The following is a 26,533-nucleotide window of genomic DNA, read 5'->3' on the forward strand; positions in this document are numbered from 1 at the left end:
CAGTGCGACGAGTGCTTCGGTCTGTCGTCCGAGCGAATGACCGGGCGGAGGCGGCCGATACGCTCACGTGGTGGGGGAACAGACGGTGGAGGAACGCGACCTACCCGACGAGCAGAACACTGACGCCGTCGACGACGAGACGATATTGCAGCCGGGACTCTGGGTCGGTCTCCTCATCGGTCTCGTCGTCGTCTCGATCGGCGCCGTGAGTTGGGCGTGGCTCAACCGGACGCCACCGGTGGTGGTGGACGACCTCGACGACACGATGACCGCACTACGTCAGACCTCCACAGTCGTCGTGACAACTGCCCTGCTGACTGCCGTCTACCTCACCGCGGGCGCGTTCAAGGCCACCGACACCGCTCGTGCCAAGTTCTTGGCGTTCACGTCACCCACGCTGATCGCGGGTGCCGTCATCGTTTTCATCGGATGGCATCGGTCTGAGACCCGCGAAGTACTCGACGATGCGTCGGCCGAGCAGGCGATTCCCGGGGCGGCTGACATCCAGCCGGTCCTCACGGTCGCATGGCTGATCGCGTGCGCCACACTCGTGGTGCTGGCCTTCGTGGCGGCACGGTCCTACCTGCCCTTCTATGAGCTTTCATTGGACGAGCCGACGTCCCGTCGGCCGATCCGCGTCGCCGTCGTCACCGTGACCATCACCGCGATCGTGGGCAGCGTGATCGTCGCCGTTGTCGACTACCGCATGTCGCCCTACGAGGGAGAGGTCGCAACAGACGTCGTGGTCGCGCCGATCCCCGGTGTCCCTGTCCAAGAGAACTACCCACTCGAGTCGGTGAACGGATTGACCATCACCGGGGCCGGATACGCACTCCGCGACTCCTATGCGATCGGCGCATCCGACCGGCAGGAGACGATCGAGGGCTTCGACGGCAAAACGGGCGAACGATTGTGGTGGTTTGCTGCGCGCGGCAACGAGGTGACCGAGCTGTGGACGACCGGCACCGGCGAGAACAGCGTCCTGGTGGCCAGAGTCGACGGAAAAGGTGCAGACGGTTTCGCAGGCTCACCGTTCATCGGCCTCGACGCAACCACCGGAGAACGCTTGTGGACAAAGTGGTTTCAATCTCTTGTCAATTACGGGTACCCGTTCGTTCTGACCACCGCCGACGTCCTCCTGCTCCGCGAACGGACTCCTGGGACGCCTGCCCGAACGGTCGCCACGCCGTCGGAACAGTGGACGGCGCTATCGCCCCGAACGGGTGAGGTCATGTGGACGCGCCGCCTCCCCGACGACTGCCGAACTGAGGCCCACGCCGCCGCCGACGCAATCGTGATGACGACCTGCGAGGGCGACCCTGACATCATCGCAACGCTTCTCGATCCCGCGACCGGTCGCGATATCCGGACCATCCGACAATCGTCACTCGGTGTCCACGCTCCGCCGGGCACCTCTGTCCGGGTCCGTGAGACACAGGGCAAGCACGCGGTGGTGAGCTTGAGCGGTCCGCACGACCACGACTGGGTCGACACCCTGCTCGACCTTGATACCGGACGCGTGGTCCGTACCTTCCCGGACGCCGCCCTCGTTCGGTTCATCGGCCAGGGCTCACTGTTCGTTCAGACATATCGGCCGGATCACGGCTACTCGGTGTCAGTTTTTGACATCCTCTCCAGAAGGACAACCGAGACCGGCCTCTATGTGGGGGAGGAAATTTCGCCTACGCAGCCTCTGCCGTGGGTCTCGCTGGGAGACAGCGTGGTCGGTACCGCAGCGGACACGGTCAACGATGAGGCCCGATCACGCGGAGCACGATGGGACTACGACCTGTGGGTCGTCAGCTCCACGGGCGAACACACACCGCTACCCGATCCCTGCGGTTCGGATGAGACCGGGTTTCCGCAGGTTGCGCCAGGGGCGCTGCTTGTCAGCTGCGACGGAGACGTCACGGCCATGAACTGACGTCTCAGCGCAGCCCGATGACCTCGACACCATCCCGAGTGGGTTCGTCATTCCGTCCCGGGTAGCACACGAGAACGACCGAGCCGGGCACCACCGTGACACCTCCCTCGACCTCCTCCCCACAGGGCGACACCCGACGATCGACGATGCCGCCGCGATCAACCGTCACGAGTTCGTAGTCCCCGTCATACGCGGCGGCGGTCATTGACTGATCGCCCACCTGAGCCCATATCTGATCGGCATAGAGATCGTCGCGCGCCAACATGCGCACACCCGGGATTCGTCGAACGTCCCCACCGGGCATCGTCAGCAGCTCGACGAAGTCCGGATAAGACATGTTTCTCAACTGGGTCACCTCGCCCGGATAGCGCCCCTCCCGCAGCTCTCGATAGCCGGGATCCGTGGCGTCGCCGTACAGCGGCTCCGGAGTGTCCGCTTCGGTGTCGAGCAGGAAGCTCAGTTGTTCGCCGTAGTCGTCGTCGGGCTGTAGTCGAATGGCGGCCGACGCACCACTGACGGCGAAGATTTCGGCGGAAACGCGCTCGGCTCCCGCAATGGCAGGTGGTGCGGGCAACCGCAGACGTCGCTCATTCCCGCTCGTCGCATCGAACACGTGCACTGCTACCGCCTCACGCCGAGCGCATGACTCGGCCACGACGACGGATCGGTCTACAGTGGCCATTCCGGCCGGGTCGAAGCAATTCGGCGCCGACCTGCTCCACCGAACGGTCCCAGTGCGGGTGTCGAGTGAACCGATCTCGATGTCGTCGGCGGCGACGCGCGAGACCGCAACGGCAACACTGTCGGTGACGGAACGAGCTCGCACCGTCCAGTTCTCGGCGTTCGTCCATAGGCGCTCTCCGGTCATCGCATCCACACCCATGATGTAGCTATTCGACTCCGGATCGTCGACATCCACAGCGCAACCGACCAGGACCACGCTCGTTGTCGAGGTGCCGGTCGACTGCACCCGGGAGGGCGCACACTCGTCGGCGAGATCGGCCGACGTGCTCCACCTGGCGGCTCCGGTGGCTCCGTCGTGGGCGGTCACCGTTTCACCGTCGTAGGTGACGAAGCCCGGTCCGGCGGGGATCACCTGCATCCCGCGCACGCTCTCGATCCGGTAGGCGACCTGGGTTCCCACGCTGGCGGGTTCCTCCGGGATCGGAACGGGGGCTGCCGAAGTCGCGGTGTGTGCCACGACAGCCGCTGCGCCACCCACTCCGACCGGAACAACGGCTGCAATGACCACACTCGCTGCGATGAACGAGATGCGTCCGGCACCGCGAACCGGTTTCGACTCGGGCACAACCGACGCCGCGAGTAGGGCGATAGCCGAGCACGCCAGGACAACCCAGGACAGCTGGGCCAGCGCGATCGAAGGATGTGCGCCGGGGACGGAGAGATCCGAGTACGCGGCATCTGTGATGTCGGACAGGTACACCCACGCGGCGATACTGACGTAGGCGGCGAGAATCCAGGCGGCCGATTTTGCCGTCTGACGGCCCCGTACGACAGACCAGCAGCAGAGGCCGACGAGCACCATCGCCAGACATGTCGACGCCAAGGAGAACGCCAGGAACTCCGACGCGGAGCTCAGATCACCGCCGACCAATCGGTCGGGCCGTCGAGAGACGAACGCGTACAACGATGTCAGCGACGCGCCAACCGACAGGCCGACGGCGCACGCAACGAAGATCCCACGCCACATGGCGTCGGAGAGTTGAGGCCTCACTCAGCTCTCCTGAATCCGCGCGAACGGCCTCGCGGCCTCCAGTTCGAACGCCAGTTCCAGCAGGAGGCGCTCCCGCCCGAAGTCCGCGGCGAAGTGGATGCCCAACGGCAATCCGTCCGAGGTTCGGCTCAGTGGCAGACTCATCGCGGGTGTGCCGGAGGTGTTGTTCGCCGGGGTATAGGCGACGTAGTGCACCAGTCGGTCGAAGATCTCGTCGAAGTCGCCTGCCGGGTCCAGGTATCCGATCCTCGGTGTGGTGTGTGCCAGTGTCGGCGACAGCAGTAGGTCGTATCGGTCGTAGACGGTCCGGAAACGTGCAGTGGCCCGCTTGAGTCCGATGATGGTCGACGGCGTCCGCCAGAATACGCGCGCGAACCTCCGCGACAGCCCTCGGGTGAACGGATCGAGGGCGTCCGGGTCGAAGCCTTTGCCGACCAAGAGCTTTCCGGCACGCTCCATCGAGAACGCGAGCATCGACCAGTAGTCGGTGAACTGTCGCACGAATGTCTCGTCGAGCGGAACCGGCGTCGACTCGACGATATGTCCCAGCGAAGTGAGCAGGTCCGCGACGTCGGCCATCGCCGCCGACGTGTCGTCGTCGATCGGACGGCCGGTCACCGTGTCGGTGATCATCCCGATTCGCAGTCGCCGCGTGCCCGGACCCTCCACGAGCCCGACGATCGGCATCCCGTCCGGCCGCCGGAAACGTTCGGCGTCGGCGATGAAATGCGCTGTGTCGCGGACGGTTCTGCTGAGAATGCCGTTGGAGATGATGTCGACCGGGAGAATCCGGCCCGTCTCCGACGGCGCCACCCGCCCGCGACTCGGTTTGAGCCCGACCAGTCCGCACGCTGCCGCCGGGATACGGATCGATCCACCGCCATCGTTGCCATGCGCGATCGGCAGGGCGCCCGCCGCCACGAGCGCGGCCGATCCGCCCGACGACGCGCCGGCGGAATAGTCGGTATCCCAAGGGTTTCGCGTTGGCGGTCGGTCGACGAACTCGGTCGTGGCCGTGAGCCCGTAGGCCGGCAACGTCGAGGCGCCGACGATGTTGATTCCGGTCGCCAGGAACTGCTCTGTGAACGGTTCGTTGCCCTTCGCCGGTAGATCGGGCATCGCTGCCGAGCCGTTGCCCACCGGTAGTCCCTCGAACACGGTGTTGTTCTTGATGATCGACGGCACACCGGCGAACGATCCGGTGGGGAAACGACGGTAGAGGGCACGGTCGCGGGCGCGTTCGCGGTCGTCGACGGCGATCGCGTTCAGGTGGGGTTCGACTTTGTCGATCCGGCCCAATGCGGCCTCGAGCGCCTCGTCGGCCGACATCTCCCCGGACCTGATCGCGGCAGCCACCCCCACCCCGTCCAGGTCTCCGAGTGCATCATCGCCGAAGGCATGAACGCAGCGCATCAGCCGAGCCTAACGCCCGGCACCGCCCCCTAGCGCGATGCGCTGCCCGATTCGGTCATGCGCATGACATCGGCGGTCAGCGTCTCCGCGTAGGTGTCGTCGAGCGCGAGGCCGAACACCGCATGGTGGTAGAGGGGCGCGATCACATGGTCGAGGATCTGACGCACCGACGGCGTCGCCTCGCCGCGCTGCGCGGCGCGGCCCACCATCTCCTCGGCCTGCTCGCGGCGGATCTCCCAGCACGGGCATTCCTCGACGACATCGTTGCGGGCGAACACCATCGCGCGCAGGTACGCGCGGCGTTTCGGTCGGCCGATGTCGGCGGCGATGATCCGCGACCACTCCGCGAGGTCGTCGTCGAGCACGCCGGTGTCGGGCAACGGCTCACCCTGGGTCAAGGCGGCGACGGCCACCTCGCCGAGCAGAGTCTCGATGGAACCCCAGCGCCGGTAGATGCTGGTCGGGTTCACGCCGGCGACCTCGGCGACCTCCGGGATGGTCATGGTGTCCCGCTGCCCGGAACCCACGAGTTGCCCGACCGCGGAGAACACCGCCGACTGCACACGCGCACTGCGTCCGCCCGGTCGCCGCGCCCTGTCCGCGGAGGCGGAAGGACGCGGGGAGGCGGCGCTGGAACCACTCATACACGCCATTATTGCAAATCCAGTTGCTTTAGCGAAGGCGTCTGGCTAGGTTGAATCTAACGCAAATGGCTTTGCTTTAGGAGATCGGCATGACTCGGCTACACCCGCACCGCGCGTTCTGGGTGATCGCAGCCACGTTCGTGATGGTCCTCTTCTCCTCGGCCGCGCCGTCGCCGCTGTATCCCGTCTACCAGGAACTCTGGGGATTCTCGGCCTTCACGCTGACCGCGGTCTTCGCGATCTATGTGGTCACGATGCTGGTCAGTCTGCTCACCGTGGGATCTCTGTCCGACCACATCGGACGACGACCCGTGCTCGCGGTGGCACTCGCGCTGTTGATCGCGAGCATGATCCTGTTCGTCGTCGCCGACGACGTCGGCGTTCTGATGGCCGCCCGCGCACTGCAGGGCCTCGCCACCGGCGCAGCCATGGGGACCTTGACCGCGACCGTCGTCGACCTACAGCCGACACCCCGACTCGGGTCCGCGATCACCGGAGCGGCACCAGCCATCGGACTCGCCGGCGGCGTAGCAGTTGCCGGACTTCTCGTCGAGTACGCCCCGGCCCCGCGCTTCCTGATCTACGAGGTGATCCTCGGCCTGTTCGCGGCCCTCCTCATCGCCCTGCTCGTGGTGCCCGAGACGTCCGAGCGCGTGGGCTTCACCTCCCGACGACACCTGGTGACGACCCTCGCCCCGCAGGTACGCCTGCCCGCCGCGGTGCGTGGAGCCTTCTTCGCCGCGGTGCCCGCCCTGGTGGCCACCTGGTCGCTCGGCGGACTGTATCTGTCCCTCGGCTCGTCGGTGGTGGCCCGTGTCTTCGGGGTCGACAACCACGCCGAGGCCGGAATACTGCTGTTCGTCTTCTTCGCCTCCGCGGCCGTCACCTCACTGCTGATCACCGGGCGCGAGGCGAGCACCAAACTCGCCTACGGCTACCCGGCTCTCGCCGGCGGCGCGGTCATCTCACTGGCCGGCGTTCTCACCGAGACGCTGCCGCTCTACATCGTCGGCTCGATCGTGGCGGGCTCCGGATTCGCCGCCACGTTCCTCGGCGCGCTCGACAGCATCATCGCCGCGACACCGACACAGCAACGCGGACAAGTGTTCTCATCGGTGTTCGTGGCCAGCTATCTCGCGTTCAGCCTGCCCGCGGTGGTGGCCGGACTGGTGGTGTCCCACATCGGACTGCGGGAGACCGTCGTCGGGTACGTGGCCTACGTGCTGACGCTGGCGGTGGTCGGCGCGCTAGTGACCGCGGGCATCCGCCGCCGGTCGACGAGAGGCAACCGGCCGGACACGGCACTCACCACGGAGTCGGAGGACGCGATCTCAGCGCGGAGCTGACCCTTCGGCCCGAGCACCGACGATCCGCGCGGCCATGTCTGCCTGGAACTCACCGATCTGCTCGGGCGTCATCACGCCGGACTCCCGGTACCAACGCGCGACGTCGACGCCCATCGACAGCAGCAACGTCGTGGTCGCCTTCGGGTCCGCGACGTCGAAGACCCCGCTCTCGATCCCTGCATCGACGATCGCGCCGAAACGTCGGGCCACCTCTTTGCGCAACACCCCGATGGCGTCGCGATGCTCCGTCGACAGCGAGTCCAACTCGTAGTTGACGACCCTCGACCACACGTGATCACGGGCGTGATGGGCTGCCAGCGCGCGGATCACGGCCCGCAGCCGCGCGGCGGGCGGTTGGGCAGGGTCGTCGGCGTCGTCGATCAGCGACAGGAACGAGCGATGTCCGGCGCCGGAGAGCTCGTAGAGCACTTCCTCTTTGGACCGGAAGTGCACGTACACCGCCGCCGGGCTCATCTGGGCCCCGGTCGCGATGTCACGGGTGGTCGTCGCGGCGAACCCCTTGGCAGCGAACGCCTCGACAGCGGCTCTCAGCAGTCGCGAGCGAGCCGCCGCGCTGCGGGACGGCTGTTCCACGACTGACACCGCACCGGCTCCATTTCCGTTGACTTTGCGTTGACATTGACAGGGGCCGCTGGTCGCGGCATAGTGCACAGTATCACTAAGCAAGCGCTTAGTCAGCAGACGTCGGGCCACCGGCACGACCGAGTTTCGCGTCTGCGCCCCACATCCCCTGACCAGGAGTAAGACAGAACTCATGCAGCTGAAATTCAGTCCCGAAGAAGAGGCGTTCCGCGATGAGTTGCGGGCCATCTTCGCGAAGGTTCCCGAGGAAATCCGCCGTCGCTCCGAGGCGGGCCAGATGAACTTCCCCGAGGACCTGGTCACCACCACCCGGGTTCTGAACGAGCACGGCGTCGCGGTTCCGGGCTGGCCGAAGGAGTGGGGTGGCCGCGACTGGACGCCCATTCAGAGCCACATCTACCGCGAGGAGATGAGCCTGATGCACGTCCCGGAGCCGCTGGCGTTCAACGCCAGCATGATCGGGCCGGTCATCGCGCAGTTCGCGTCGCAGGAGATGAAGGAACGATTCCTGCCCAAGACCGCGAACCTCGACATCTGGTGGTGCCAGGGCTTCTCCGAGCCCGAGGCGGGCTCCGATCTCGCGTCGCTCAAGACCCGCGCGGTCCGCGACGGTGACCACTACATCGTCAACGGCCAGAAGACATGGACCACGCTCGGACAGTTCGCCGACTGGATCTTCTGCCTCGTGCGCACCGACCCGGAGGTCAAGAAGCAGGCGGGTATCAGCATGCTGCTGTTCCCGATGGACACCCCGGGTGTGGAGCTGCGTCCGATCCAGCTGATCGACGGCGGCTTCGAGGTCAACGAGGTCTTCTTCAACGACGTCCGTGTGCCGGTCGAGAACCTCGTCGGCAAGGAGAACGAGGGCTGGACGCAGGCCAAGTTCCTGCTCGGCAACGAGCGCAGCGGCATCGCCCGCATCGGCTACACCAAGACCAAGCTCGCCAAGGCGAAGGAACTCGCCCGCGAGATCACCACCGCGTCCGGCGGCACCCTGCTCGAGGACCCGCTGTTCGCGGCCCGTCTGGCGGAACTGGAGAACGATCTCCTCGCCCTCGAGATGACCCAGCTGCGTGTGGCCGCGTCGTCGGCGGACGGCAAGCCGAACCCGGCGTCGTCGCTGCTCAAGCTGCGGGGCAGCCAACTGCAGCAGGACGCCATGGAGTTGCTCGCCGACATCGCCGGCGCCGACTCGCTGCCGGTCGCCGGCCTCGACGCATCCGCCGACAACGGCACCGCCGACATCGCGGCGCCCGAATGGGCGCAGCTGTCCGTCCCGACCTACCTCAACTACCGCAAGGTCAGCATCTACGGCGGATCGTCCGAGGTTCAGCGCCAGATCATCGACAAGGCCGTGCTGGGCCTCTGACAGCCCACCGCCTCAACACTTTTCACGACTCACGAGAACCTGGGAACCTTTCATGGATTTCGAACTTTCCGACGAACAGACGATGCTGCGCGACACCGTGCGCGAGGTGCTGACCCGCAAGTACGACGTCGAGACGCTGCGTAAGGTCACCGACACCGAACTCGGTTGGGACAAGGGGGTGTGGAAGTCGTTGGCCGAGATCGGCATCCTCGGCCTGACCTTCCCCGAGGACGACGGTGGCATGGGCGCCGGCCCGGTGGAGTTCACCAGCGTCATGACCGAGATCGGTCGTGCCCTGGCACCCGAGCCCTACCTCGACGCCGTCCTCGTTCCGGGCTCGCTGGTCGCCGCGACCGCCGACGACGACACCCGCGCCGAGCTACTCGGCGGGCTGGCCTCCGGTGAACTGCTGATGGCGTTCGCTAACCTCGAGGCCGGCGACCGCTGGCCGGGCGCGAAGGTCGCCACCACCGCCACCGGCGACAAGCTCAACGGCACCAAGGTGCTTGTGGGACACGGCGACTGCGCAGACAAGCTGGTCGTGTCGGCGCGCACCGACGACGGCGTCGGCCTGTTCCTGGTCGATGCGAACGCCGACGGCGTCACCCGCACCGCGTACCGCACGCACGACCGTCGCCGGGGCGCACAGATCGAGTTCGCCGATGTCGCCGCGGTCCGCCTGGGCAGCGGCGACGCCACCCAGGTCATCGCCGACGCCGAGGTCGGTATCCAGACCGCGCTGTGCGCCGAGGCCGTCGGCGCCATGGAGCGCTCCCTCGACCTCACCGTCGAATACCTGAAGACCCGCAAGCAGTTCGGCGTCACGTTGTCGCACTTCCAGACGCTCACCCAGCGCGCCGCGGACATGTACACGCAGCTGGAGCTGGCCCGCAGCATGAGCCTGTACGCGACGACCGCACTCTCGGACGGCATCTGCGACCCGACCATCGCCTCGCGCGCCAAGCTGCAGATCTGCCGCTCGGGCCGGGCCATCGGCCAGGAAGCGGTGCAGATGCACGGCGGTATCGGCATGACCGCCGAGTACCCGGTCGGCCACTACCTGAGCCGGCTCACCGCGATCTCGCACACTCTCGGCGATGCCGCCGACCACGTGTCGGTGCTGGCACGCTCGGTCGGCGACCACGAGATGGTGATGGTCGGCTGAGGCCGATTCGACGCTGATCGTCCAGGCCCCTGCCGCCCCTTACGGGAGTGATCCCCACCGGGTGGCGGGGGCCTGGGCGTTTTCGGGCGCCGTGCACCGTCTCGGATCGCTACTGTTTCTGCCATGGATCAACTGCGCGACAACCTGGGCGACGCGGCCGCCTACAGCCTCATGGGAATCGTGTTGCTGGTCCTCGGATTCGTGGCACTGGACCTGGTGACCCCCGGCCGGTTGCGCAACCTGATCTGGCTCGACCACAACCGCAACGCGGTGATGCTCGCGACCGCGCAGGTCATCGGTCTCTCCCTCGTGCTCGTCGCCGGTGCACGCGATTCGGTGGCCCTCGAACTGTGGCGGGGCGTTCTCTACACCGCCATCTATGTGGTGCTCGCGATCGCGGTGATGATGTGGTCCTTCGTTCTCGTGGACTGGCTCACGCCCGGCAAGCTCGGCACCCTGCTCCTGGAGGACGACGGACATCCGGCGGGCTGGATCTGCGGTGCGGTGTTCATCGGGATCGGCGCGGTCATCGGTGCCGCCATCGGGCTGTAGGGCGCTCGAATCCGGTCTCCGGTGACCGGCTGGATCACCGCTGCGCATCGTCGGATGGATTATCCAGTCGACGGCTGCGAGGCGTGATACTCGCGGACATTTCGCAGGGCGCAGACGCCGTCGAACGCTATTGACTCGTGGACAGTTAGATATTGACCGCCAGACAACAAGCTCTTAGTCTCGTGGCAATCGCATAGCCACTCACCGAGGAGAACAGCATGGCCGCGCCCCTGATCGAGGAATCCATCGTCGTCAACGCCTCTGCGGAGGACGTCTGGGCGGTGATCTCCGACCTCAAGCGCATGGGCGAGTGGAGCCCGCAGTGCAAGAAGATGATCGTCCGTGGCGGCAGCGTCGGCCTGGGCACCAAGACGATCAACGTCAACCGCCGCGGCCCGCTCGTGTGGCCGACCACCTCGAAGGTCGTCCGCTTCGCCCCGAACAAGGAGCTGGCGTTCCGCGTCGCCGAGAACCGCACCGTGTGGAGCTACACCATCGAGCCGTCCGAGTCGGGCGTGAAGGTGACCGAGAAGCGGGAGGTCGGCGACGGCACCACCGCGGTGTCGGCGTTCCTGGTCGACAAGGTCATGGGCGGCACCACCAACTTCGAGGCCGAGCTGAAGCTGGGCATGGCCGAGACTCTCGGCAAGATCAAGCGCGCGGCCGAGGCGTCGGCGTCGCGAGCTGCGTGAGCCGGTCCTCCTCGCTGGTCGAGTAGTCGCAGCTGGTCGAGTACTTCCGAGCCGCCCTTCCTCGCTGGTCGAGTAGTTCCGAGCCGCCCCTCCCGCTGGTCGAGTAGTTCCGAGCCGCTAGGCGAGGGACGTATCGAGACCTCTTGCCGCACAGGAGGTCTCGATACGCGGGCTCGCCTAGCGGCTCGCCCGCTACTCGACCAGCGGAAAAAGACGAATCTCGACCAACGGAAGAAGGACGACTCGACCAGCGGAATAAAGACGACCCTCGACACCGAGGGGCCCGACCTACTGCTCTGACAACTTCTGCATCAGGTCCGGCAGGTCGGCGACCGAGTCGATGACGTGGTCGGGAACCGGTCCGAACTCGTCACGCTGCAGCGCCCGCAGCGCCTCCTCGCGGAACTTCCCGGTGCGGACCAGAACTCCGATCAGCGCCGCCGCCTGCGCCCCGAGCACGTCGTTGTGCATGTCGTCGCCGACCATCACGACCTGCGTCGGCTCGAGCTGCATGATGTCGACCGCGGCGCGAAAACCGAGTGGGGACGGTTTGCCGATCGCCTTGATCTTGCGGCCGCCCGCCTTCTCGAGCCCCTCCAGGTAGACCCCGGTGTCGATGGACAGGCCGTTGGCAGTCGACCACGTCATCGACCGGTGCATCGCGACGACCGGCACCCCCGACACCATCAGCTCGAGCACCTGCGAGAGCGACCGATGACCGAAGGCGGGTCCGGCGCCGCCGAGGACCACCACCTCCGCGTCCGAGGGCTCGTCGGTGAGGTCGACGCCCCTCATGTCGTCGGCAATCGGCCCCTCGTTCAGCACCCACACCCGCTTGCCGGGATGGGTGGCGGTCAGATACTCGGCGGTGAGCTTCGCCGCGGTGAGGATCTCCTCGGCCTCGACGTCGAAACCGCAATCGTTGAGCGCATTGGCGATCTCGCTCTGCGACCGCGAGGTCGTGTTGGTCAGGAACATGCGCGGATAACCCCGCTCATACAGCTCGGCCACCGCGACGACCGCTCCCGGCAGCGCTTTCCACGAGGTGACCATCACCCCGTCGATGTCGAGCAGCAAACCGAGCGCCATAGTCCAAAGTTAGTCCCGTCGGCGGCACCCTGCACGGCCGACGGGCCGGGATGGCATGCTGTGCGCATGCGATCGGTGTCCGACCACCAGGCCGTCGTCGCCGCGCTGTTCGGCGATCCCACGCCCCGGACCGTCCCGGTCGTCGAGGCCCTTGGATCCGTCATGGCTTCCGACGTCGTCGCACCGCTCGGGCTGCCCGGTTTCGATAACTCAGCGATGGACGGCTATGCCGTTCGTTCCGCCGAAACACACTCGGCCACAGCCGAATCGCCGATCGCGCTGCCGGTGGCCGAAGACATACCGGCAGGTCGGACCGATCACCTGACGCTGGCGCCGGGAACGGCCGCGCGCATCATGACCGGCGCGCCGATGCCGACGGGCGCCGACGCCGTGGTCCCGGTCGAGATGACCGATGGTGGCGTCGACGAGGTGCGCATCCGTGCCGCGGTTCCCGAGGGCAAGCACATCCGCCTCGCCGGCTCCGACATCACCGCCGGTGAGCCGGCCATCCCTGCCGGCACGAGGCTCGGCGCCCCGCAGGTTGGTCTGCTCGCCGCGCTCGGCATCACCGAGGTGGCCGTCATGCGACGTCTGCGGGTCGTCGTGCTGTCCACGGGTTCCGAGCTCGTCACACCGGGTGAGCCGCTGAGCCACGGCCAGATCTACGAATCCAACGGACCGATGCTGACCGCCGCGGCCACCGAGGCGGGTGCCGATGCGACCCATCTGCACTACGTGACCGACGATGTCACCGCGTTCCGGGCCAGACTCGACGAGATCAGCAGCTGGGCCGACCTGATCGTCACCTCCGGCGGTGTCAGTGCCGGAGCCTTCGAAGTCGTGAAAGACGCGTTGACCGGCGCCGACGACATCGAGTTCGTCAAGGTCGCGATGCAGCCGGGGATGCCCCAGGGCTGCGGCCACTACCCCGGTCCGAACAGTCGTCGGGTGCCGATCATCACGTTGCCCGGCAATCCGGTGAGTTCGCTGGTGTCGTTCGAGGTGTTCATCCGGCCGTCGTTGCGAGCCGCGATGGCTCTACCCGACGATCGCCGCCGACTCACCGCCCGACTCAGCGCCGACGTCCGCTCGCCCGCCGGTAAGCGGCAGTTCCTGCGGGGTGTGCTGTCTTCCGACGACTCCGGGCCGGTCGTCGACCCGATCGGTCCGCCCGCATCGCATCATCTGCGCTACCTCGCTCGCGCCGACGCGCTGATCGACATTCCTGCCGACACCGACGCCGTTGCCGCAGGCTCATCGGTCCAGGTGATCGTGTTGTGAGCGTCCTCTGCAGCGGTCTCGAGGGGCGTCCGACACGGGGTCGGCGCGATCGCACACTCTAAGCTGGTGCCTACGGGCCATGACGACGCATGTGCCCGGTCGATCTTGCAGGAGGTAGATGGTGGCCAGGCGTCCGCGGCCGAACGGAACGCGCAGCGGAGCAGGTCATCTCGTCGACCTGGCACGTGAGACCATCCCGCCCGTGCACAAGTCGGGTCTGCCGTTCGTCGCCGTGCCCGCAGCGGTGGCCATCGTGGGCCGCCGACACAGGTGGATCGCCCGCCCGGCGGCGATGACCGCAGCCGCCTGCGCCCTGTTCTTCCGTCACCCGCGGAGGGTCCCGCCGACCCACGTGGGCGCAGTCGTCGCCCCCGCCGACGGCACCATCTCACTGGTCGACACCGCCGTCCCGCCACCGGAGGCCGGCCTCGGCGACGACCCGCTGCCCCGGATCTCCACATTCCTCTCCATCTTCGACGTCCACGTCCAGCGTGTTCCGGTCGCCGGCCGGGTCACCTCGGTGACCCACACCCCGGGCGCATTCGTCTCCGCCGACCTGGCCGAAGCCAGCTCGATCAACGAGCGCACCACGATGACGCTGCGCTGCCCGGTGTGCCCCGAAGCCGAACGCGACGTCGCGGTCGTGCAGATCGCCGGTCTCGTCGCCCGCCGCATCGTGTGTGAGCCCACCGTCGGCGACGACCTGCAGATCGCCGACACCTACGGCCTCATCCGTTTCGGCTCGCGAGTCGACGTCTACCTGCCTGCGGGAACGACACCGCAGGTGCGGGTCGGACAGCGCGCCGTCGGCGGCGAGACCCTGTTCGCGACCCTCGGCTGAGCCATGGCCACGACCCGACGGCCCGAGCGCCCCACGTCGCATCGCACGCCGACCACGCATCCGACACGCGGCACCCGCACCACCGTCACCACGGCGGCCCAACCCGAGCGAAACCGATTGCGCGGACCGGCGGCGGCCGGTCGCCTGTTCGTCCCGTCGGCGCTCACGATTTTGGCGATCTGCGCCGGCCTGACCGCGATACGGGTCGCCGACGGCGGTCAGATCGACCTGGCGATGGCCCTCGTCGTCGCGGCAGCGCTGCTCGACGGCATCGACGGCCGGGTCGCCCGGATGATGGGCGCCACCACGCGGATCGGCGCCGAGATCGACTCCCTCGCCGATGCGATCAACTTCGGCGTGGTCCCGGCGCTGATCGTCTACCTGACGCTCACACCCGACAAGGACATCGGCTGGGCGTTCGCCCTCATCTACTGCTGCGCGATCGTCCTACGCCTCGCGCGTTTCAACACGATCATCGACGACGAAGAGGCACCCGGATACACCCGCGACTTCTTCGTCGGCGTTCCGGCGCCGGCCGCGGCGATCATCGCGCTGCTGCCGGTCGGGCTGTCACAACAGTTCGGTTCGGGCTGGTGGACCTCGCTGCCCGTCGTCGGCGGTTGGCTCGTGTTCGTCGCATTCCTGGCCGTGAGCCGCATCCCGACCGCGTCACTCAAGACGACGTCCATCCCGCCGCGGGCGCTCGCCGGTCTACTGATCCTGGTCGCGATCGGCGCGGCCCTGCTGCTGACCTTCCCGTACACGCTGATGATGATCGCCATCGCGGCCTACCTGCTGCACATCCCGTTCGCCTGGCGCAACCAGCGATGGGTCGCGTCGCGGCCCGAACACTGGGAAGCCCACCCGTCCGAGCGTCGAGCCGAACGCCGCGCCGATGCACGCGCACAACCCCGCCGACCTCGCCTGACCCCCGCATCGCGCTCACAGGCCCGACTGGGGTTGCGGCGGCCCACCGGCGGCGAGGCGGGTGGTACCGACCGGCCGGGCCCCGAACCGACCACCGAGGAGTCACGGCGATGACCAGCCCCGGACAGCTGACCCTGACCGCGCGCGTCAACACCTCTGCCACCGATGCGCGACGCGGCATCGTGCGCGTTCACCCGGAGGTTCTCGCCGCACTCGGCCTGCGGGAATGGGATGCGGCGTCGATCACCGGGGCCCGGGCAACCGCGGCGGTCCTTGCCGCGGCCGGCCCCGACAACCCGCCCGGCATCGCCCTGCTCGACGACATCACCTTCGCCAACGCCGGCATGCGGGAGAACGCCTCCGTCGTCGTCGCCCCGGTCGAAGTCCACGGTGCGGGACGCGTGACGGTGTCCGGGTCGGCCCTGGCCACCGGCTCCGTCGACGAACCCACGCTGCGCCGCGCCCTGCTGGGCAAGGTCGTGTCCGTCGGCGATGCGGTCTCCCTACTCCCCCGCGACCTCGGTCCGGAGTTCACCGCCGCGCCGGCGACCCGGGCGCTCGCGGTGTCGGTCGGGATCACCTGGACCAACGAACTGCTGACCGTCACCGCCACCGAGCCCGGCGGCCCGGTGAGCGTCCAGACCAACACCGCCGTTCTGTGGGCGGGCGTGGAGGGTGCCGAATCGACGCGCCGGTCGGTGTCGACGCCGCCGGCGTCCACGGCACTGGGGTTCGCCGCCTCGTCGGCCGAGTCGGCGCCGGCACGACCGGCGAGTTCGACGGGGGTGACGTCGCATCGTGCGCAGGCAGGCCCGCCGGTTCGTCCGGTGTCCACCCTGGTCGGCGTCGACTCCCAGGTGAACCGGCTGACCGAATGGTTGGCCATCACACTGGACGAGCCGGAGGTCCTGCGTACGCTCGGGGCATCGCCGCGGTTGGGTGTGCTGATCACCGGGCCGGCCGGCGCGGGCAAGGCCACCCTCGTGCGTTCGGTGTGCGCGGACCGGCCGCTGACCGCCGTCGACGGGCCGACCGTCGGCGCGCTGGAGAGCAGCGCCCGCCTGGCCGCCGTACGGTCGGCGATCGCCGACCTGCGCGACACCGGTGGGGTGCTGCTGATCACCGACGTCGACGCGTTGCTGCCGGCACCGCGCGAGTCCGCGACCGCCGATCCGGTGTCCACCCTGATCCTCGACGAACTGCGTGCCGCGATCGACGGCGGCCACATCGCGCTCATCGCCACCACCGCCGAGGCCGTCCGGCTCGACAGCCGGCTGCGGGATCCGTCGCTGTGCGATCGCGAGCTCATCGTCGGGCTCCCCGATTCCGCGACGCGGGCCCGTCTGATGGGAGTCATCCTCCGCGACGTGCCCACCGACGGGCACCTCGACCTCGACATGATCGCTTCCCGCACACCGGGTTTCGTTGCCGGCGATCTCGCGGCGGTGGCCCGCGAGGCGGCGCTGCGGGCGGCGGCCCGCGTGACGGGTGCCGCCGACGATCGCCCGGCGCCCAGCTTGCGCACCGATGATCTGCTCGGCGCCCTCGAGGTGATCCGCCCGGTGTCCCGGATGGACTCACCCGAGGTGGCCGTCGGGTCCATCACCCTCGACGAGGTCGGCGACATGGCCGAGACCAAGCAGTCGCTCACCGAGGCGGTGCTGTGGCCGTTGCAGCATCCGGACACCTTCACCCGACTCGGCGTCGCACCTCCACGAGGTGTGCTGCTGTTCGGCCCACCCGGCTGCGGGAAGACGTTCGTGGTCCGCGCGCTCGCCGCATCCGGCCGGCTGTCGGTGCACACGGTCAAGGGCGCCGAGCTGATGGACAAGTGGGTCGGGTCGTCGGAGAAAGCGGTGCGCGACCTGTTCGCCCGCGCCCGCGAGTCCGCACCGTCGCTGATCTTCCTCGACGAGATCGACGCGTTGGCGCCGCGCCGCGGACAGTCCAGTGATTCCGGGGTCGGCGACCGGGTGGTGGCCGCGCTGCTGACCGAACTCGACGGCGTCGAACCGTTGCAGGATGTCGTCGTGCTCGGCGCGACGAACCGACCCGACCTAATCGACCCGGCGCTGCTGCGGCCCGGGCGACTCGAACGGCTGGTGTTCGTCCCGCCGCCCGACGCCGACGCCCGCGCCGAGATCCTGCGTACCGCCGGACGCAACGTGCCGCTGGCCGACGGGGTCGATCTGCGCTCGCTGGCCGACGACCTGGACGGCTACTCGGCGGCCGACTGTTCGGCGTTGTTGCGTGAGGCGGCGCTGTCGGCGATGCGGCGTGACATCGACACCGCCACCGTCTGTCCCGAGGACGTCGACGACGCTCGCCGGCGGGTGCGGCCGTCGCTGGATGCCGCGCAGGTGGAGAACCTGAGGGCGTTCGCGGAGCGGCGGGTTCAATAGCCGGTTTCGGGGTAACGATGATTCGGAGGATCCCGGGTAGTCAGTCCTGACGGAACTGTGATCAGAGGAGATCCGATGACCGATTCATCGATCGATGAGCTGTCGCCCATCCTGGGTCGTTGGCACAGCACCGGTGCGGTCCGCGACGAGCAGGGCTCGGTGATCGCCGAGATCGACGGCACCGATGAATACACCCTGCTCCCGGGCGGCACCTGGATCGCACACGAGGTCGACGTCCGGATGGGCCCGGACCGCGCGGTGGCTCACGAACTCATCGGAGGTGTCCACCCGGATGGCGGGTGGTGGATGTATGCCTTCGACGAGTCGCCGACCGCCGGCGTGATGCGGTTGACCCTCCACTCGCCGGACATGCTGTTGCTCAGCGGTGAGGGAATCCGCAGCTGGTTGTCGTTCCGGGCCGGGCGCGATCTCATGACCACCGAGTGGGAACGCATCGTCGACACGGAGTGGACGCCGTGGATGTCGATGCGGTTCGACCGGCTGTGAGACGTTCACACCGGTGACCGGCCGGCCCTCCGTAGACCGCGGACGACGGCCTCGGCAAGCGGGGTCGGCTCGTCGGCGTCGAGATCGAGTTCGCCCACGGGTTCCAGCGGCGGCTGGGCCATGAACCGCGGCACCCGGCCCCGATGCGCTTGAGCGGAGTGCACCAGGAACGGGTGGCACAGGAAGACGTCGCCGATCTGTCCGGTCGCGGTCACCACCTCACAGTCATCGGTGGCCGGGACGACGTCGGTGCAGACATCCATCCATGGGCGACCGTCGGGTCCCGCGTCGGCGAGAAAAGGCGGGACCGCCAGATGCGAGCCCACCCGGATGAGGGTCGGGGCGTCATCGTCGCCGACGTCCGAGAAGAGATACAGCATCAGCAACGCACGCCCGCGGGAACGCAGGCTGACGCGCGGAGCACCGGCGTCGTCGGCGAACGAGGCCTCGATGTGCCAGCCCGCGGCCTCCGGGGGTTCGGTGCTGGGGAATCGCAGTGGAAAGGTGCCAAGACCCAGCCGCGGCCGCCAGCGTCCGGGGCCAACCAGGGCGTCGTACGCGGAGGTCGACACCTCGGTGTTGGCGACCTCGGTGAACGGCGGCGAGCTCATGCCGTTCACCCAGATCAGCGACTCGGTCCACGACGACGGGTCGTCGGCGCTCGGTTCGATCTGATCCCACAGTTGTGCCGCACAGCGCTCGCCATCCGCGCGGTCGAATGCGCCGTCGACCTTCACGAACCCGTCGGTGATGAACCGGTTGACGGCTGCGTCGTCGAGGGCATGCATGATGACGATGGTCCGGTACCGGTGCCGGAGCGCTCAACCGGTTTTCGTCGCCGGCCCTTCGTGACTCGCAAGCTCACTCCACCCGATGATCGAGTAGCCCGCGAGCCGCCAGGCGAGCGTGCGTATCGAGATCGAGTTCCGAGGTCTCGATACGCCTCGTCGCAAGCTCCTCGGCTACTCGACCAGCGGTTGGGGCGACCCTTCGATACCCTTCGGCGCGCGCGCAAGCTCGCTACTCAGGGACCGAGGGTCACTCCGCACTCACCTGATAGAACACCGAACCCGGACCACCGGCGGCACCCGAGGTCGAACCGACCTGCACCCAGTAGTCGGTCCCCTCCTTGGTCGCCGACAACACGACGACCCGCTGCGCTCCCTCGGTGGTCCGCTGGGATTCGGTGAACCCGTTGTCGGTGAGGGTCGTCACCGCGGCGTCGAGAGTGTTGCCCTCGCCGGGCGCCGACTGGACGGTCACCGACCAGCCGTCGGCGCGCGAACCGTCGGCGCTCAACACCGTGCCGTTCACCAAAGGCACCTGGTCAGCAGGGAAATCCTGCGGAAGAGCAGCACCTGCGGGAGGGGCCTCCTCGGCCTCACCGCAACCCGCGAGAACCACGATTCCCGCCACCAGGACGACCAGCAGGCCCACCATCCTGTCGAAGCGCATCATCTTCGCAACGGTAAAGTAGTCGACGCGGGCCATGCCCGTGACACCCCGCCCTACACGTGAAAGACGGTGTGCCCACTTGATCGGTGTGCTGGTTGCGCTAGCGCTCAGCGCGCTGTGTGCACCCCCGATCATCCGCTGGTTGGGTACTCGGGGCTTCTACGTCCTCGCTCTGGCCCCGGCCGGGGCGCTCGTCTGGGTGATTCTCAACTGGCCGACCGCGGGCGAACCGCCGGCCGTCCAGACGATCGAGTGGGTCCCTGTCCTCGACATGGAGATCGTCACCCGGTTCGACACGCTCAGCGCGATTCTCTCGGTCCTGATCCTGGGCGTCGGCGCACTGGTGCTCTGCTATTGCGCCCACTACTTCGACGACGCCCGCCCGCGGGTGGCGGTCTTCGGCGGCGAGATGATCGCCTTCGCGGCCGCCATGTTCGGCCTCGTCGTCAGTGACAACATGCTGGTGCTCTACGTGTTCTGGGAGCTCACCACCGTGTTGTCGTTCATGCTGGTCGGCTTCTACGGCATCCGCGCCACCGCACGCCGCGCCGCCACCCAGGCCCTGCTCGTCACCACCGCAGGCGGCCTGGCGATGCTGGTCGGCATCATCATGCTCGGCGAGCGGACCGGCAGTTATCTGCTGTCCGACCTCCTCGCCGATCCCCCTGCCGACGGCGTCTACGTCAGCGTCGCCGTCGTGCTGCTGCTGATCGGTGCGCTCAGCAAGTCCGCGATCGTGCCGTTCCACTTCTGGCTGCCGGGCGCGATGGCCGCACCGACCCCCGTCAGCGCCTACCTGCATGCCGCGGCCATGGTGAAGGCCGGCATCTACCTGATCGCCCGCCTGGCGCCGGCGTTCTCCGAAACCCCGAGTTGGCACGTCGCGGTCGTCGTCCTCGGCATGATCACGATGGTCCTCGGCGGTTGGCGATCACTGCGCGAACTCGACCTCAAGCTGGTGCTGGCCTTCGGCACGGTGTCTCAGCTCGGGTTCATCGCCGTACTCGTCGGCATCGGCGACGCGAACGTCGCGATGGCGGGCCTCGCGATGCTCGTCGCACATGCCCTGTTCAAAGCTGCCCTGTTCATGGTCGTCGGCATCATCGACCACTCAACCGGTACCCGCGACATACGCAAGCTGGCCCGTCTCGGCCAACGACTGCCCGTCCTGGCACTGACCGCGGCGGTGGCGGGCGCCAGCATGGCCGGACTGCCGTTCACCATCGGATTCGTCGGCAAGGAAACCGCGTTCGCCTCCGTGTGGGACACCGGCGCCTATCTGCCATGGCAGTCGGAGACCATCGACATCGTCCTGGTCATCGGATCGGTGATCACCTTCGCGTACACGTGCCGATTCCTGTGGGGCGCGTTCGGCCGCAAGGTCCGCTCGACGCCGAGCCCGGCCGTCGCCAAGATGCACCCGCCGGGCCCGATGTTCTACTTCGCGCCGGTCATCCTGGCCACCGCCGGTGTGGCTGCCGGGTTCCTCAGCCCACAGATCGGCTCCCTGTTCGAACCGTATGCCGAGACGCTGCCCGCCTACGGCCACAAGCTGGAGCATCTCGCCATGTGGCACGGCTTCGGGCTGCCCGTGGTGTTCTCGATCATCGTGGTGGTCGGCGGTGCGCTGCTGTTCCTGCTGGTCCGGCAGCTCCGCGGACAGATCTTCCGCTATCGGCCGCTGGTCAACGCCGACCGCATCTACGACGCCGCGCTGCGCGGTGCGGACACCCTGTCCCTCATGCTGACCCGCAACACCCAGCGCGGGTCGTTGCCGATCACCCAGGGCGTGATCCTGTCGACCGCGATCATCCTGCCGACAGTGGTCCTCGCCTGGGGCGGCCGAAACCAGCTCGACTGGCGCGGTTTCGACTCGGCCACGCAGGCCGTCATCGGCGGCGTCATCGCAGTGTGCGGCCTGGCGTCGGTGATCCTGCGCAACCGTCTGGCATCGGTACTCGTCGTCGGACTGACCGGCTACGGCGCGGGCATGCTGTTCGCGCTCTACGGCGCCCCCGACCTCGCGCTCACCCAGTTTCTGGTCGAGACGCTCACCCTCGTCATCTTCGTGCTGGTGCTGCGCAAGCTGCCCGCCGAACCCGAACCGCGCCACACCACCGGCTTCAAGCCGCTGCGGGCGCTGATCGGGGTGGCGTTCGGCGCGAGCCTGGTCGTGATCGGACTCTTCGCGGCGGCCGCCCGTTCCGAACAACCGGTGCAGGTCGACATCCCGGCCGCCGCCTACGAGTTCGGGCAGGGCGCCAACGCGGTCAACGTGCTGCTCGTCGACATCCGCGCGTGGGACACCCTCGGTGAGGTGTGCGTACTCATCGTCGCGGCCACCGGGGTGGCGTCGATGGTGTTCCGCAACCGCCGCTTCGGCGCGGTGCCGCGCGTCGCCGACGCGGCACGCATGCAGGCCGGGATCAACGGCGAGGACGTCGACGACACGGTGCCACCCGACCGCACCCGGTGGCTGCTGGGCAGCGACTTCCGCGATCCGCGACACCGCTCGATGGTCCTCGAGGCGACCACCCGGCTGATCTTCCCGACGATGGTGGTGCTGTCGGTGTACTTCTTCTACGCCGGCCACAACGCGCCGGGCGGTGGCTTCGCCGGCGGCCTGACCATGGGTCTCGCGCTCGTGCTGCGGTACCTGGCCGGCGGCCGCTACGAACTCGGCGAGGCACTGCCGGTGGAACCCGGCCGCATCCTGGGAGCCGGCCTCGCGATCTCCGCGGGCACCGCGGTGACGTCGTTGTTCCTCGGGGCGCCGGCACTGTCGTCGGCGGTCTTCGAGGTGACCCTGCCCGTCCTGGGCGACATCAAACTGGTGACCGCACTCTTCTTCGACCTCGGGATCTACCTGATCGTCGTCGGGCTCGTGCTCGACGTGCTGCGCAGCCTCGGCGCCCGTCTCGACATCGAGCGCACGTCCGCCGAGCGGCAGCCGGCACCGACGCCGGCGACGGCCTCGGAGGTGCCGGGATGAGCATCAACCTCGGTTTCCTCCTCGTCATCGGCATCCTCGCCGCCAGCGGCGCCTACCTGCTGATGGAACGCAGCCTCATCCGGATGCTGCTGGGTCTGCTGCTGTGCAGCAACGCGGTCAACCTGCTGATCCTGGTGGTGTCCGGCGGCATGGGTAATCCGCCGATCATGGGTCGTGCGTCGGAGAACCGCGTCGCCGACGCCGATCCACTGGCCCAGGCGATGATCCTCACGGCCATCGTCATCACGATGGGCATCGCGGCGTTCGTCCTCTCGCTCGTGTACCGCCTGTTCGTGATCAACCGCGACGACGTCGACGTCGACGACGACCCCGAGGACCGCAAGGTGGCCACCGGGTCGCTGCACTCGGCGCCCGACCGTGACCGCAGTGACGACCCCGAGACCCTCGCCGACACCTCCGCCGGCGACCTCTTCGACGACGAGGGCAACCCGCTGACCGCTGAGGAATTCGCGGAACTACATCGCGAGGTGATCGAGACCGACCTGATGCCGGAAGACTCGGACGTCATCGACGAGGTCGGGCCCGAAGGCCGCGACTCCTCGTCCTCCGGCTCGACCGACGGTGGTGGCCGATGACTCCACAACCGTCCTGGATCCCCGTGCTCATCGTGCTGCCGACGCTCGTGCCGATCGTCGCGGCCGCCCTCACCCTGCTGCTGGGCCGCAGCCCACGCATCCAACGGCCGGTCACCGTCGGCGCCATCCTCACCGCGTTCGTCGCCTCGTGTGCCCTGCTCTATCTGACCAACGAGTACGGGACCTTCGCGGTCAACATCGGCGGCTGGGGCGACCGCGGATTCCCCAACGGCCCACTCGGCATCACCCTCGTCGTCGACCAACTGGCGGCGTTGATGCTGGTGGTGTCGACCATCGTGCTGCTGTGCGTGGTCATGTACGCCATCGGGCAGGGCATCCGGGACGGCACGACACATCAGCCGGTGTCGATCTTCCTGCCCACCTACCTGATCCTCACCGCCGGCGTCTGCAACGCATTCCTCGCCGGCGACCTGTTCAACCTGTTCGTCTCGTTCGAGGTGTTGCTGGCGTCGAGCTTCGTACTGCTGACCCTCGGGGCCAGCGCCGAACGTGTCCGCGCGGGTGCGTCGTACGTGATGGTGTCGATGGTGTCGTCGCTGATCTTCCTGTCGGGGATCGCCTTCGCCTACGCGACCACCGGCACGCTCAACCTCGCGGAGATGGCCGCGCGGCTCGACGACGTCCCCGACGGCACCCGCAACGCGCTGTACGCGGTGCTGCTCGTGGCCTTCGGGATCAAGGCAGCCGTGTTCCCACTGTCGAGCTGGCTGCCCGACTCCTACCCCACCGCCCCCGCCCCCGTCACCGCGGTGTTCGCGGGCCTGCTCACCAAGGTCGGTGTGTACGCGATCGTGCGTGCCCACACCTTGCTCTTCCCCGGTGGTTCGCTGGACACGATGTTGCTGATCGCCGGGCTCGCGACGATGTTGATCGGCATCTTCGGCGCGATCGCCCAGTCCGACATCAAACGGCTGCTGTCGTTCACACTGGTCAGCCACATCGGCTACATGGTCTTCGGGATCGCCCTGTCGTCGCGCTTCGGATTGTCGGCGGCGATCTACTACGTCGCCCACCACATCCTGGTGCAGACCACCCTGTTCCTGGTCGTCGGACTGATCGAGAGACAGGCGGGGTCGTCGTCGCTGCGTCGGCTCGGTGGGCTGATGGCCAGCCCGCTGCTCGCGGCACTGTTCCTGATACCCGCGCTCAACCTGGGTGGGATTCCGCCGTTCTCCGGATTCGTCGGCAAGGTCGCGCTGCTCGAGGCGGGCGCTCAGGACGGCTCGGTCCTCGCCTGGACCCTGGTCGCTGGGTCGGTGGTGACCAGCCTGCTCACCCTCTACGTGGTGGCACGCGTGTGGACCAAGGGATTCTGGCGTCCGCGCGCCGACGCGCCGGAGGGAGACCTGTCCGACAAGGCCCCGTCCGCGTTGCTCGACGAGAGCACCGACGTCGCGTTCGACGACCGCGACGATGTCGGGCGCATGCCGGCCGGCATGGTGGCGCCGACCGTGGTGATGGTCGCCGCCGGACTGGTCCTCACCCTGTTCGCCGGGCCGATCTTCGGTTTCACCGACCGCGCGGCCGCCGACATCACCGACCGCGGCATCTACATCGAGGCCGTCCTGGGAGGTGACCGATGAGCGACCGAGAGCCCGTGCGGTTGCGGTCCCGCGTCATCACGGTGTGGCGGGTGTCGTTGCTGTTCCTGTTCTGGCACACGGTGAAGGTGTTCGTGTGGATTCGCGAGCGGGTGCGCATCCCGCGCTGGCTGGGCAGCGACTCACGCGAGGTGGCGGTTCGCCTGTGGACGCTGGCATGGTTGACGTTCGTCTGGGTGTTGTTGTGGGGCACCATCTCCTGGGCCAACATCATCGGCGGCCTGGTATTGGCGATCGCCATCGTGACGGTGCTGCCACTGCCGCGGGTGCCCGTCGAGGGCCGCATCCATCCCGTGGCGGTACTCGCCATACTCGTCCGGCTGGTCGTCGACTTCTTCGTCTCCAGCGCTCAGGTGGCGTGGGCGGCGATCCGGCCGGGGAAGCCGCCGTTGGGTGCGGTCATCCGCGTACGGGTCGCGATCAAGTCCGACATGGTGCTGACGCTGGCGGTCGACTACCTCAACCTCGTGCCCGGCACCATGGTGCTCGACATCGACCACCGCCGTCGCATCCTCTACATCCACGTGTTCGACGTGCGGACCGAGAAGAAGGTCCAGTCGTTCTACGACACGGTCGCTTTCGTCGAGCGGTCGTTCATCCGGGCTTTCGAGCGGGACAGCGAATGGCATCCCAGCCCCTACCACGGCATCGACGACGACTACTACCACCGGGTGCAGGAGATCGGGCGCGCCGAGACGGAATCCACCGGCACCGAGATCTATGCCGATGGGAGTTCAGGCGATGGGGTTTCCGGCGATGGGAGCGGCCGGTGAGTTACGTCTGGATCCTCGTGAGCGCGTTGCTCATGGTTGCCGCGGTCCTCACCACGGTGCGGGTGCTGCGCGGTCCGTCCTCGCTGGATCGTCTCGTCGCGCTGGACACCATGATCGCGCTGTGTATGTGCGGTCTCGCCGCGTGGGCCGCCTACAGCCGTGACTCCACCGTGGTGCCGGCGATCGTCGCGCTGTCGCTGCTGAGTTTCGTCGGTTCGGTGGCCATCGCGCGGTACCGGGTGAGGGACGACGAGACATGATCGGCGACATCATCTCCTCGGTCTTCCTGGTGCTCGGGGCGCTCCTCGCGCTGACCACCTCGATCGGCATGCTGCGGTTCAAGGACACGTTGAGCCGGATGCACGCGTCCACCAAGCCACAGACCTTCGGGCTGCTGCTGATGCTCATCGGCGCCATGATCCGTCTCGGTCAGCACGTCGATGTCGGGATGCTGGTGCTGGCGGGACTGTTCGCCCTGATGACCGCGCCCGTCATCGCCCACCGCATCGGCCGGCTCGTGTACCAGGAGCAGCGCGCCCGCGACGGGCTGATCTCGCGTGACGAGATGGAGAATCCGGCGGAGGATTAGTACGCCGCCGATGAGT

Annotated in this window: 24 protein-coding genes; 17 read left to right on the forward strand and 7 right to left on the reverse strand. The window is 67.8% G+C overall.

Features of this window, described 5'->3' with window-relative positions; translation table 11 throughout:
- The first annotated feature begins 70 nt into the window (after positions 1-70).
- Positions 71-1,924 (forward strand): PQQ-binding-like beta-propeller repeat protein, encoded by a 1,854-nt coding sequence (locus VZC37_RS05980; protein WP_330431481.1) that lies wholly within the window; start codon positions 71-73, stop codon positions 1,922-1,924.
- 4 nt (positions 1,925-1,928) lie between these two features.
- Here VZC37_RS05980 and VZC37_RS05985 read toward each other — a convergent pair whose 3' ends face one another.
- From VZC37_RS05985 to VZC37_RS05995, 3 genes are read right to left on the reverse strand one after another with little or no spacing between them, the layout of a single operon-like run.
- Positions 1,929-3,659 (reverse strand): PQQ-binding-like beta-propeller repeat protein, encoded by a 1,731-nt coding sequence (locus VZC37_RS05985; RefSeq protein ID WP_330431482.1) that lies wholly within the window; start codon positions 3,657-3,659, stop codon positions 1,929-1,931.
- The gene (locus tag VZC37_RS05990; RefSeq protein ID WP_330431483.1) at positions 3,660-5,072 is read right to left on the reverse strand and encodes an amidase; all 1,413 of its coding nucleotides are present in this window, start codon (positions 5,070-5,072) and stop codon (positions 3,660-3,662) included.
- 29 nt (positions 5,073-5,101) lie between these two features.
- A complete protein-coding gene (locus tag VZC37_RS05995; RefSeq protein WP_330431484.1) occupies positions 5,102-5,716 on the reverse strand; it encodes a TetR/AcrR family transcriptional regulator in 615 nt (204 codons plus the stop codon).
- Positions 5,717-5,805: 89 nt separating this feature from the next.
- On the opposite strand from VZC37_RS05995, the gene VZC37_RS06000 reads away from it, so the two are divergent.
- Positions 5,806-7,062, forward strand: a complete 1,257-nt coding sequence (locus VZC37_RS06000; protein ID WP_330431485.1) for an MFS transporter — start codon at positions 5,806-5,808, stop codon at positions 7,060-7,062.
- Here the strand turns inward: VZC37_RS06000 and VZC37_RS06005 are convergent.
- The gene (locus VZC37_RS06005) at positions 7,048-7,665 is read right to left on the reverse strand and encodes a TetR/AcrR family transcriptional regulator (RefSeq protein WP_330431486.1); all 618 of its coding nucleotides are present in this window, start codon (positions 7,663-7,665) and stop codon (positions 7,048-7,050) included. The two genes, VZC37_RS06000 and VZC37_RS06005, sit on opposite strands and share 15 nt — an antisense overlap.
- Before the next feature lie 172 nt (positions 7,666-7,837).
- Here VZC37_RS06005 and VZC37_RS06010 point away from each other — a divergent pair, with 172 nt between their 5' ends.
- The 4 genes from VZC37_RS06010 (at position 7,838) to VZC37_RS06025 (ending at position 11,443) form a co-directional block, all read left to right on the forward strand.
- Positions 7,838-9,034, forward strand: coding sequence for an acyl-CoA dehydrogenase family protein (locus tag VZC37_RS06010; protein ID WP_330431487.1), 1,197 nt, complete (start codon positions 7,838-7,840; stop codon positions 9,032-9,034).
- 52 nt (positions 9,035-9,086) lie between these two features.
- Positions 9,087-10,199, forward strand: coding sequence for an acyl-CoA dehydrogenase family protein (locus tag VZC37_RS06015; RefSeq protein WP_330431488.1), 1,113 nt, complete (start codon positions 9,087-9,089; stop codon positions 10,197-10,199).
- A 123-nt stretch (positions 10,200-10,322) separates the two neighbouring features.
- Entirely contained in the window at positions 10,323-10,751 is a 429-nt protein-coding gene (locus tag VZC37_RS06020) for a DUF350 domain-containing protein (RefSeq protein WP_330431489.1), read from the forward strand.
- 218 nt (positions 10,752-10,969) lie between these two features.
- Positions 10,970-11,443: an SRPBCC family protein gene (locus VZC37_RS06025; protein WP_330431490.1), complete on the forward strand. Its 474-nt coding sequence runs from the start codon at positions 10,970-10,972 to the stop codon at positions 11,441-11,443.
- 288 nt (positions 11,444-11,731) lie between these two features.
- Here the strand turns inward: VZC37_RS06025 and VZC37_RS06030 are convergent, their stop codons facing one another.
- A complete protein-coding gene (locus tag VZC37_RS06030) occupies positions 11,732-12,532 on the reverse strand; it encodes an HAD-IIA family hydrolase (protein WP_330431491.1) in 801 nt (266 codons plus the stop codon).
- Positions 12,533-12,598: 66 nt separating this feature from the next.
- Here VZC37_RS06030 and moeA point away from each other — a divergent pair, with 66 nt between their 5' ends.
- The 5 genes from moeA to VZC37_RS06055 all read left to right on the forward strand — a co-directional run bounded on the left by moeA (position 12,599) and on the right by VZC37_RS06055 (position 18,490).
- Entirely contained in the window at positions 12,599-13,813 is a 1,215-nt protein-coding gene (gene moeA, locus VZC37_RS06035) for a molybdopterin molybdotransferase MoeA (protein ID WP_330431492.1), read from the forward strand.
- Positions 13,814-13,934: 121 nt separating this feature from the next.
- Positions 13,935-14,654, forward strand: coding sequence for a phosphatidylserine decarboxylase (locus VZC37_RS06040; protein WP_330431723.1), 720 nt, complete (start codon positions 13,935-13,937; stop codon positions 14,652-14,654).
- Positions 14,655-14,657: 3 nt separating this feature from the next.
- Positions 14,658-15,695, forward strand: coding sequence for a CDP-alcohol phosphatidyltransferase family protein (locus VZC37_RS06045; protein WP_330431493.1), 1,038 nt, complete (start codon positions 14,658-14,660; stop codon positions 15,693-15,695).
- Positions 15,692-17,983, forward strand: a complete 2,292-nt coding sequence (locus tag VZC37_RS06050; protein ID WP_330431494.1) for an AAA family ATPase — start codon at positions 15,692-15,694, stop codon at positions 17,981-17,983. Before VZC37_RS06045 ends, VZC37_RS06050 begins: the two co-directional genes overlap by 4 nt.
- Positions 17,984-18,058: 75 nt before the next feature.
- A complete protein-coding gene (locus VZC37_RS06055; protein WP_330431495.1) occupies positions 18,059-18,490 on the forward strand; it encodes a hypothetical protein in 432 nt (143 codons plus the stop codon).
- Positions 18,491-18,495: 5 nt separating this feature from the next.
- Here VZC37_RS06055 and VZC37_RS06060 read toward each other — a convergent pair whose 3' ends face one another.
- Positions 18,496-19,278: a phytanoyl-CoA dioxygenase family protein gene (locus tag VZC37_RS06060; RefSeq protein WP_330431496.1), complete on the reverse strand. Its 783-nt coding sequence runs from the start codon at positions 19,276-19,278 to the stop codon at positions 18,496-18,498.
- A gap of 250 nt (positions 19,279-19,528) precedes the next feature.
- Entirely contained in the window at positions 19,529-19,948 is a 420-nt protein-coding gene (locus VZC37_RS06065; RefSeq protein WP_330431497.1) for a hypothetical protein, read from the reverse strand.
- Positions 19,949-20,024: 76 nt separating this feature from the next.
- Between VZC37_RS06065 and VZC37_RS06070 the strand changes: the two genes are divergently transcribed.
- Genes VZC37_RS06070 through mnhG form a run of 6 tightly spaced genes read left to right on the forward strand, consistent with a single transcriptional unit; the run spans position 20,025 to position 26,517 of the window.
- The gene (locus VZC37_RS06070; protein WP_330431498.1) at positions 20,025-22,937 is read left to right on the forward strand and encodes a Na+/H+ antiporter subunit A; all 2,913 of its coding nucleotides are present in this window, start codon (positions 20,025-20,027) and stop codon (positions 22,935-22,937) included.
- A complete protein-coding gene (locus VZC37_RS06075) occupies positions 22,934-23,533 on the forward strand; it encodes a Na(+)/H(+) antiporter subunit C (protein WP_330431499.1) in 600 nt (199 codons plus the stop codon). The genes VZC37_RS06070 and VZC37_RS06075 overlap by 4 nt, the downstream gene beginning before the upstream one ends.
- Positions 23,530-25,137: a Na+/H+ antiporter subunit D gene (locus VZC37_RS06080; protein WP_330431500.1), complete on the forward strand. Its 1,608-nt coding sequence runs from the start codon at positions 23,530-23,532 to the stop codon at positions 25,135-25,137. Before VZC37_RS06075 ends, VZC37_RS06080 begins: the two co-directional genes overlap by 4 nt.
- Positions 25,134-25,928 carry a Na+/H+ antiporter subunit E gene (locus tag VZC37_RS06085; protein ID WP_330431501.1) on the forward strand — a complete coding sequence of 265 codons (795 nt, stop codon included), beginning with the start codon at positions 25,134-25,136 and terminating at the stop codon, positions 25,926-25,928. Before VZC37_RS06080 ends, VZC37_RS06085 begins: the two co-directional genes overlap by 4 nt.
- Positions 25,925-26,188: a monovalent cation/H+ antiporter complex subunit F gene (locus tag VZC37_RS06090; RefSeq protein WP_330431502.1), complete on the forward strand. Its 264-nt coding sequence runs from the start codon at positions 25,925-25,927 to the stop codon at positions 26,186-26,188. The genes VZC37_RS06085 and VZC37_RS06090 overlap by 4 nt, the downstream gene beginning before the upstream one ends.
- Positions 26,185-26,517, forward strand: coding sequence for a monovalent cation/H(+) antiporter subunit G (gene mnhG, locus VZC37_RS06095; protein ID WP_330431503.1), 333 nt, complete (start codon positions 26,185-26,187; stop codon positions 26,515-26,517). Before VZC37_RS06090 ends, mnhG begins: the two co-directional genes overlap by 4 nt.
- The last annotated feature ends 16 nt before the right edge of the window (positions 26,518-26,533 follow it).

Source organism: Gordonia sesuvii (assembly GCF_036350415.1).
GTDB lineage: Bacteria > Actinomycetota > Actinomycetes > Mycobacteriales > Mycobacteriaceae > Gordonia > Gordonia sesuvii.

Coding starts and splice junctions, on each gene's coding strand:
- VZC37_RS06055 (WP_330431495.1), top strand. CDS start 18,059: ATGACCGATTCATCGATCGATGAGCTGTCGCCCATCCTGGGTCGTTGG.
- VZC37_RS06020 (WP_330431489.1), top strand. CDS start 10,323: ATGGATCAACTGCGCGACAACCTGGGCGACGCGGCCGCCTACAGCCTC.
- VZC37_RS06015 (WP_330431488.1), top strand. CDS start 9,087: ATGGATTTCGAACTTTCCGACGAACAGACGATGCTGCGCGACACCGTG.
- moeA (WP_330431492.1), top strand. CDS start 12,599: ATGCGATCGGTGTCCGACCACCAGGCCGTCGTCGCCGCGCTGTTCGGC.
- VZC37_RS06050 (WP_330431494.1), top strand. CDS start 15,692: ATGACCAGCCCCGGACAGCTGACCCTGACCGCGCGCGTCAACACCTCT.
- VZC37_RS06030 (WP_330431491.1), bottom strand. CDS start 12,532: ATGGCGCTCGGTTTGCTGCTCGACATCGACGGGGTGATGGTCACCTCG.
- VZC37_RS06000 (WP_330431485.1), top strand. CDS start 5,806: ATGACTCGGCTACACCCGCACCGCGCGTTCTGGGTGATCGCAGCCACG.
- VZC37_RS06025 (WP_330431490.1), top strand. CDS start 10,970: ATGGCCGCGCCCCTGATCGAGGAATCCATCGTCGTCAACGCCTCTGCG.
- VZC37_RS06060 (WP_330431496.1), bottom strand. CDS start 19,278: ATGCATGCCCTCGACGACGCAGCCGTCAACCGGTTCATCACCGACGGG.
- VZC37_RS05990 (WP_330431483.1), bottom strand. CDS start 5,072: ATGCGCTGCGTTCATGCCTTCGGCGATGATGCACTCGGAGACCTGGAC.
- VZC37_RS06010 (WP_330431487.1), top strand. CDS start 7,838: ATGCAGCTGAAATTCAGTCCCGAAGAAGAGGCGTTCCGCGATGAGTTG.
- VZC37_RS05995 (WP_330431484.1), bottom strand. CDS start 5,716: ATGAGTGGTTCCAGCGCCGCCTCCCCGCGTCCTTCCGCCTCCGCGGAC.
- mnhG (WP_330431503.1), top strand. CDS start 26,185: ATGATCGGCGACATCATCTCCTCGGTCTTCCTGGTGCTCGGGGCGCTC.
- VZC37_RS06045 (WP_330431493.1), top strand. CDS start 14,658: ATGGCCACGACCCGACGGCCCGAGCGCCCCACGTCGCATCGCACGCCG.
- VZC37_RS06075 (WP_330431499.1), top strand. CDS start 22,934: ATGAGCATCAACCTCGGTTTCCTCCTCGTCATCGGCATCCTCGCCGCC.
- VZC37_RS06085 (WP_330431501.1), top strand. CDS start 25,134: ATGAGCGACCGAGAGCCCGTGCGGTTGCGGTCCCGCGTCATCACGGTG.
- VZC37_RS06080 (WP_330431500.1), top strand. CDS start 23,530: ATGACTCCACAACCGTCCTGGATCCCCGTGCTCATCGTGCTGCCGACG.
- VZC37_RS06065 (WP_330431497.1), bottom strand. CDS start 19,948: ATGATGCGCTTCGACAGGATGGTGGGCCTGCTGGTCGTCCTGGTGGCG.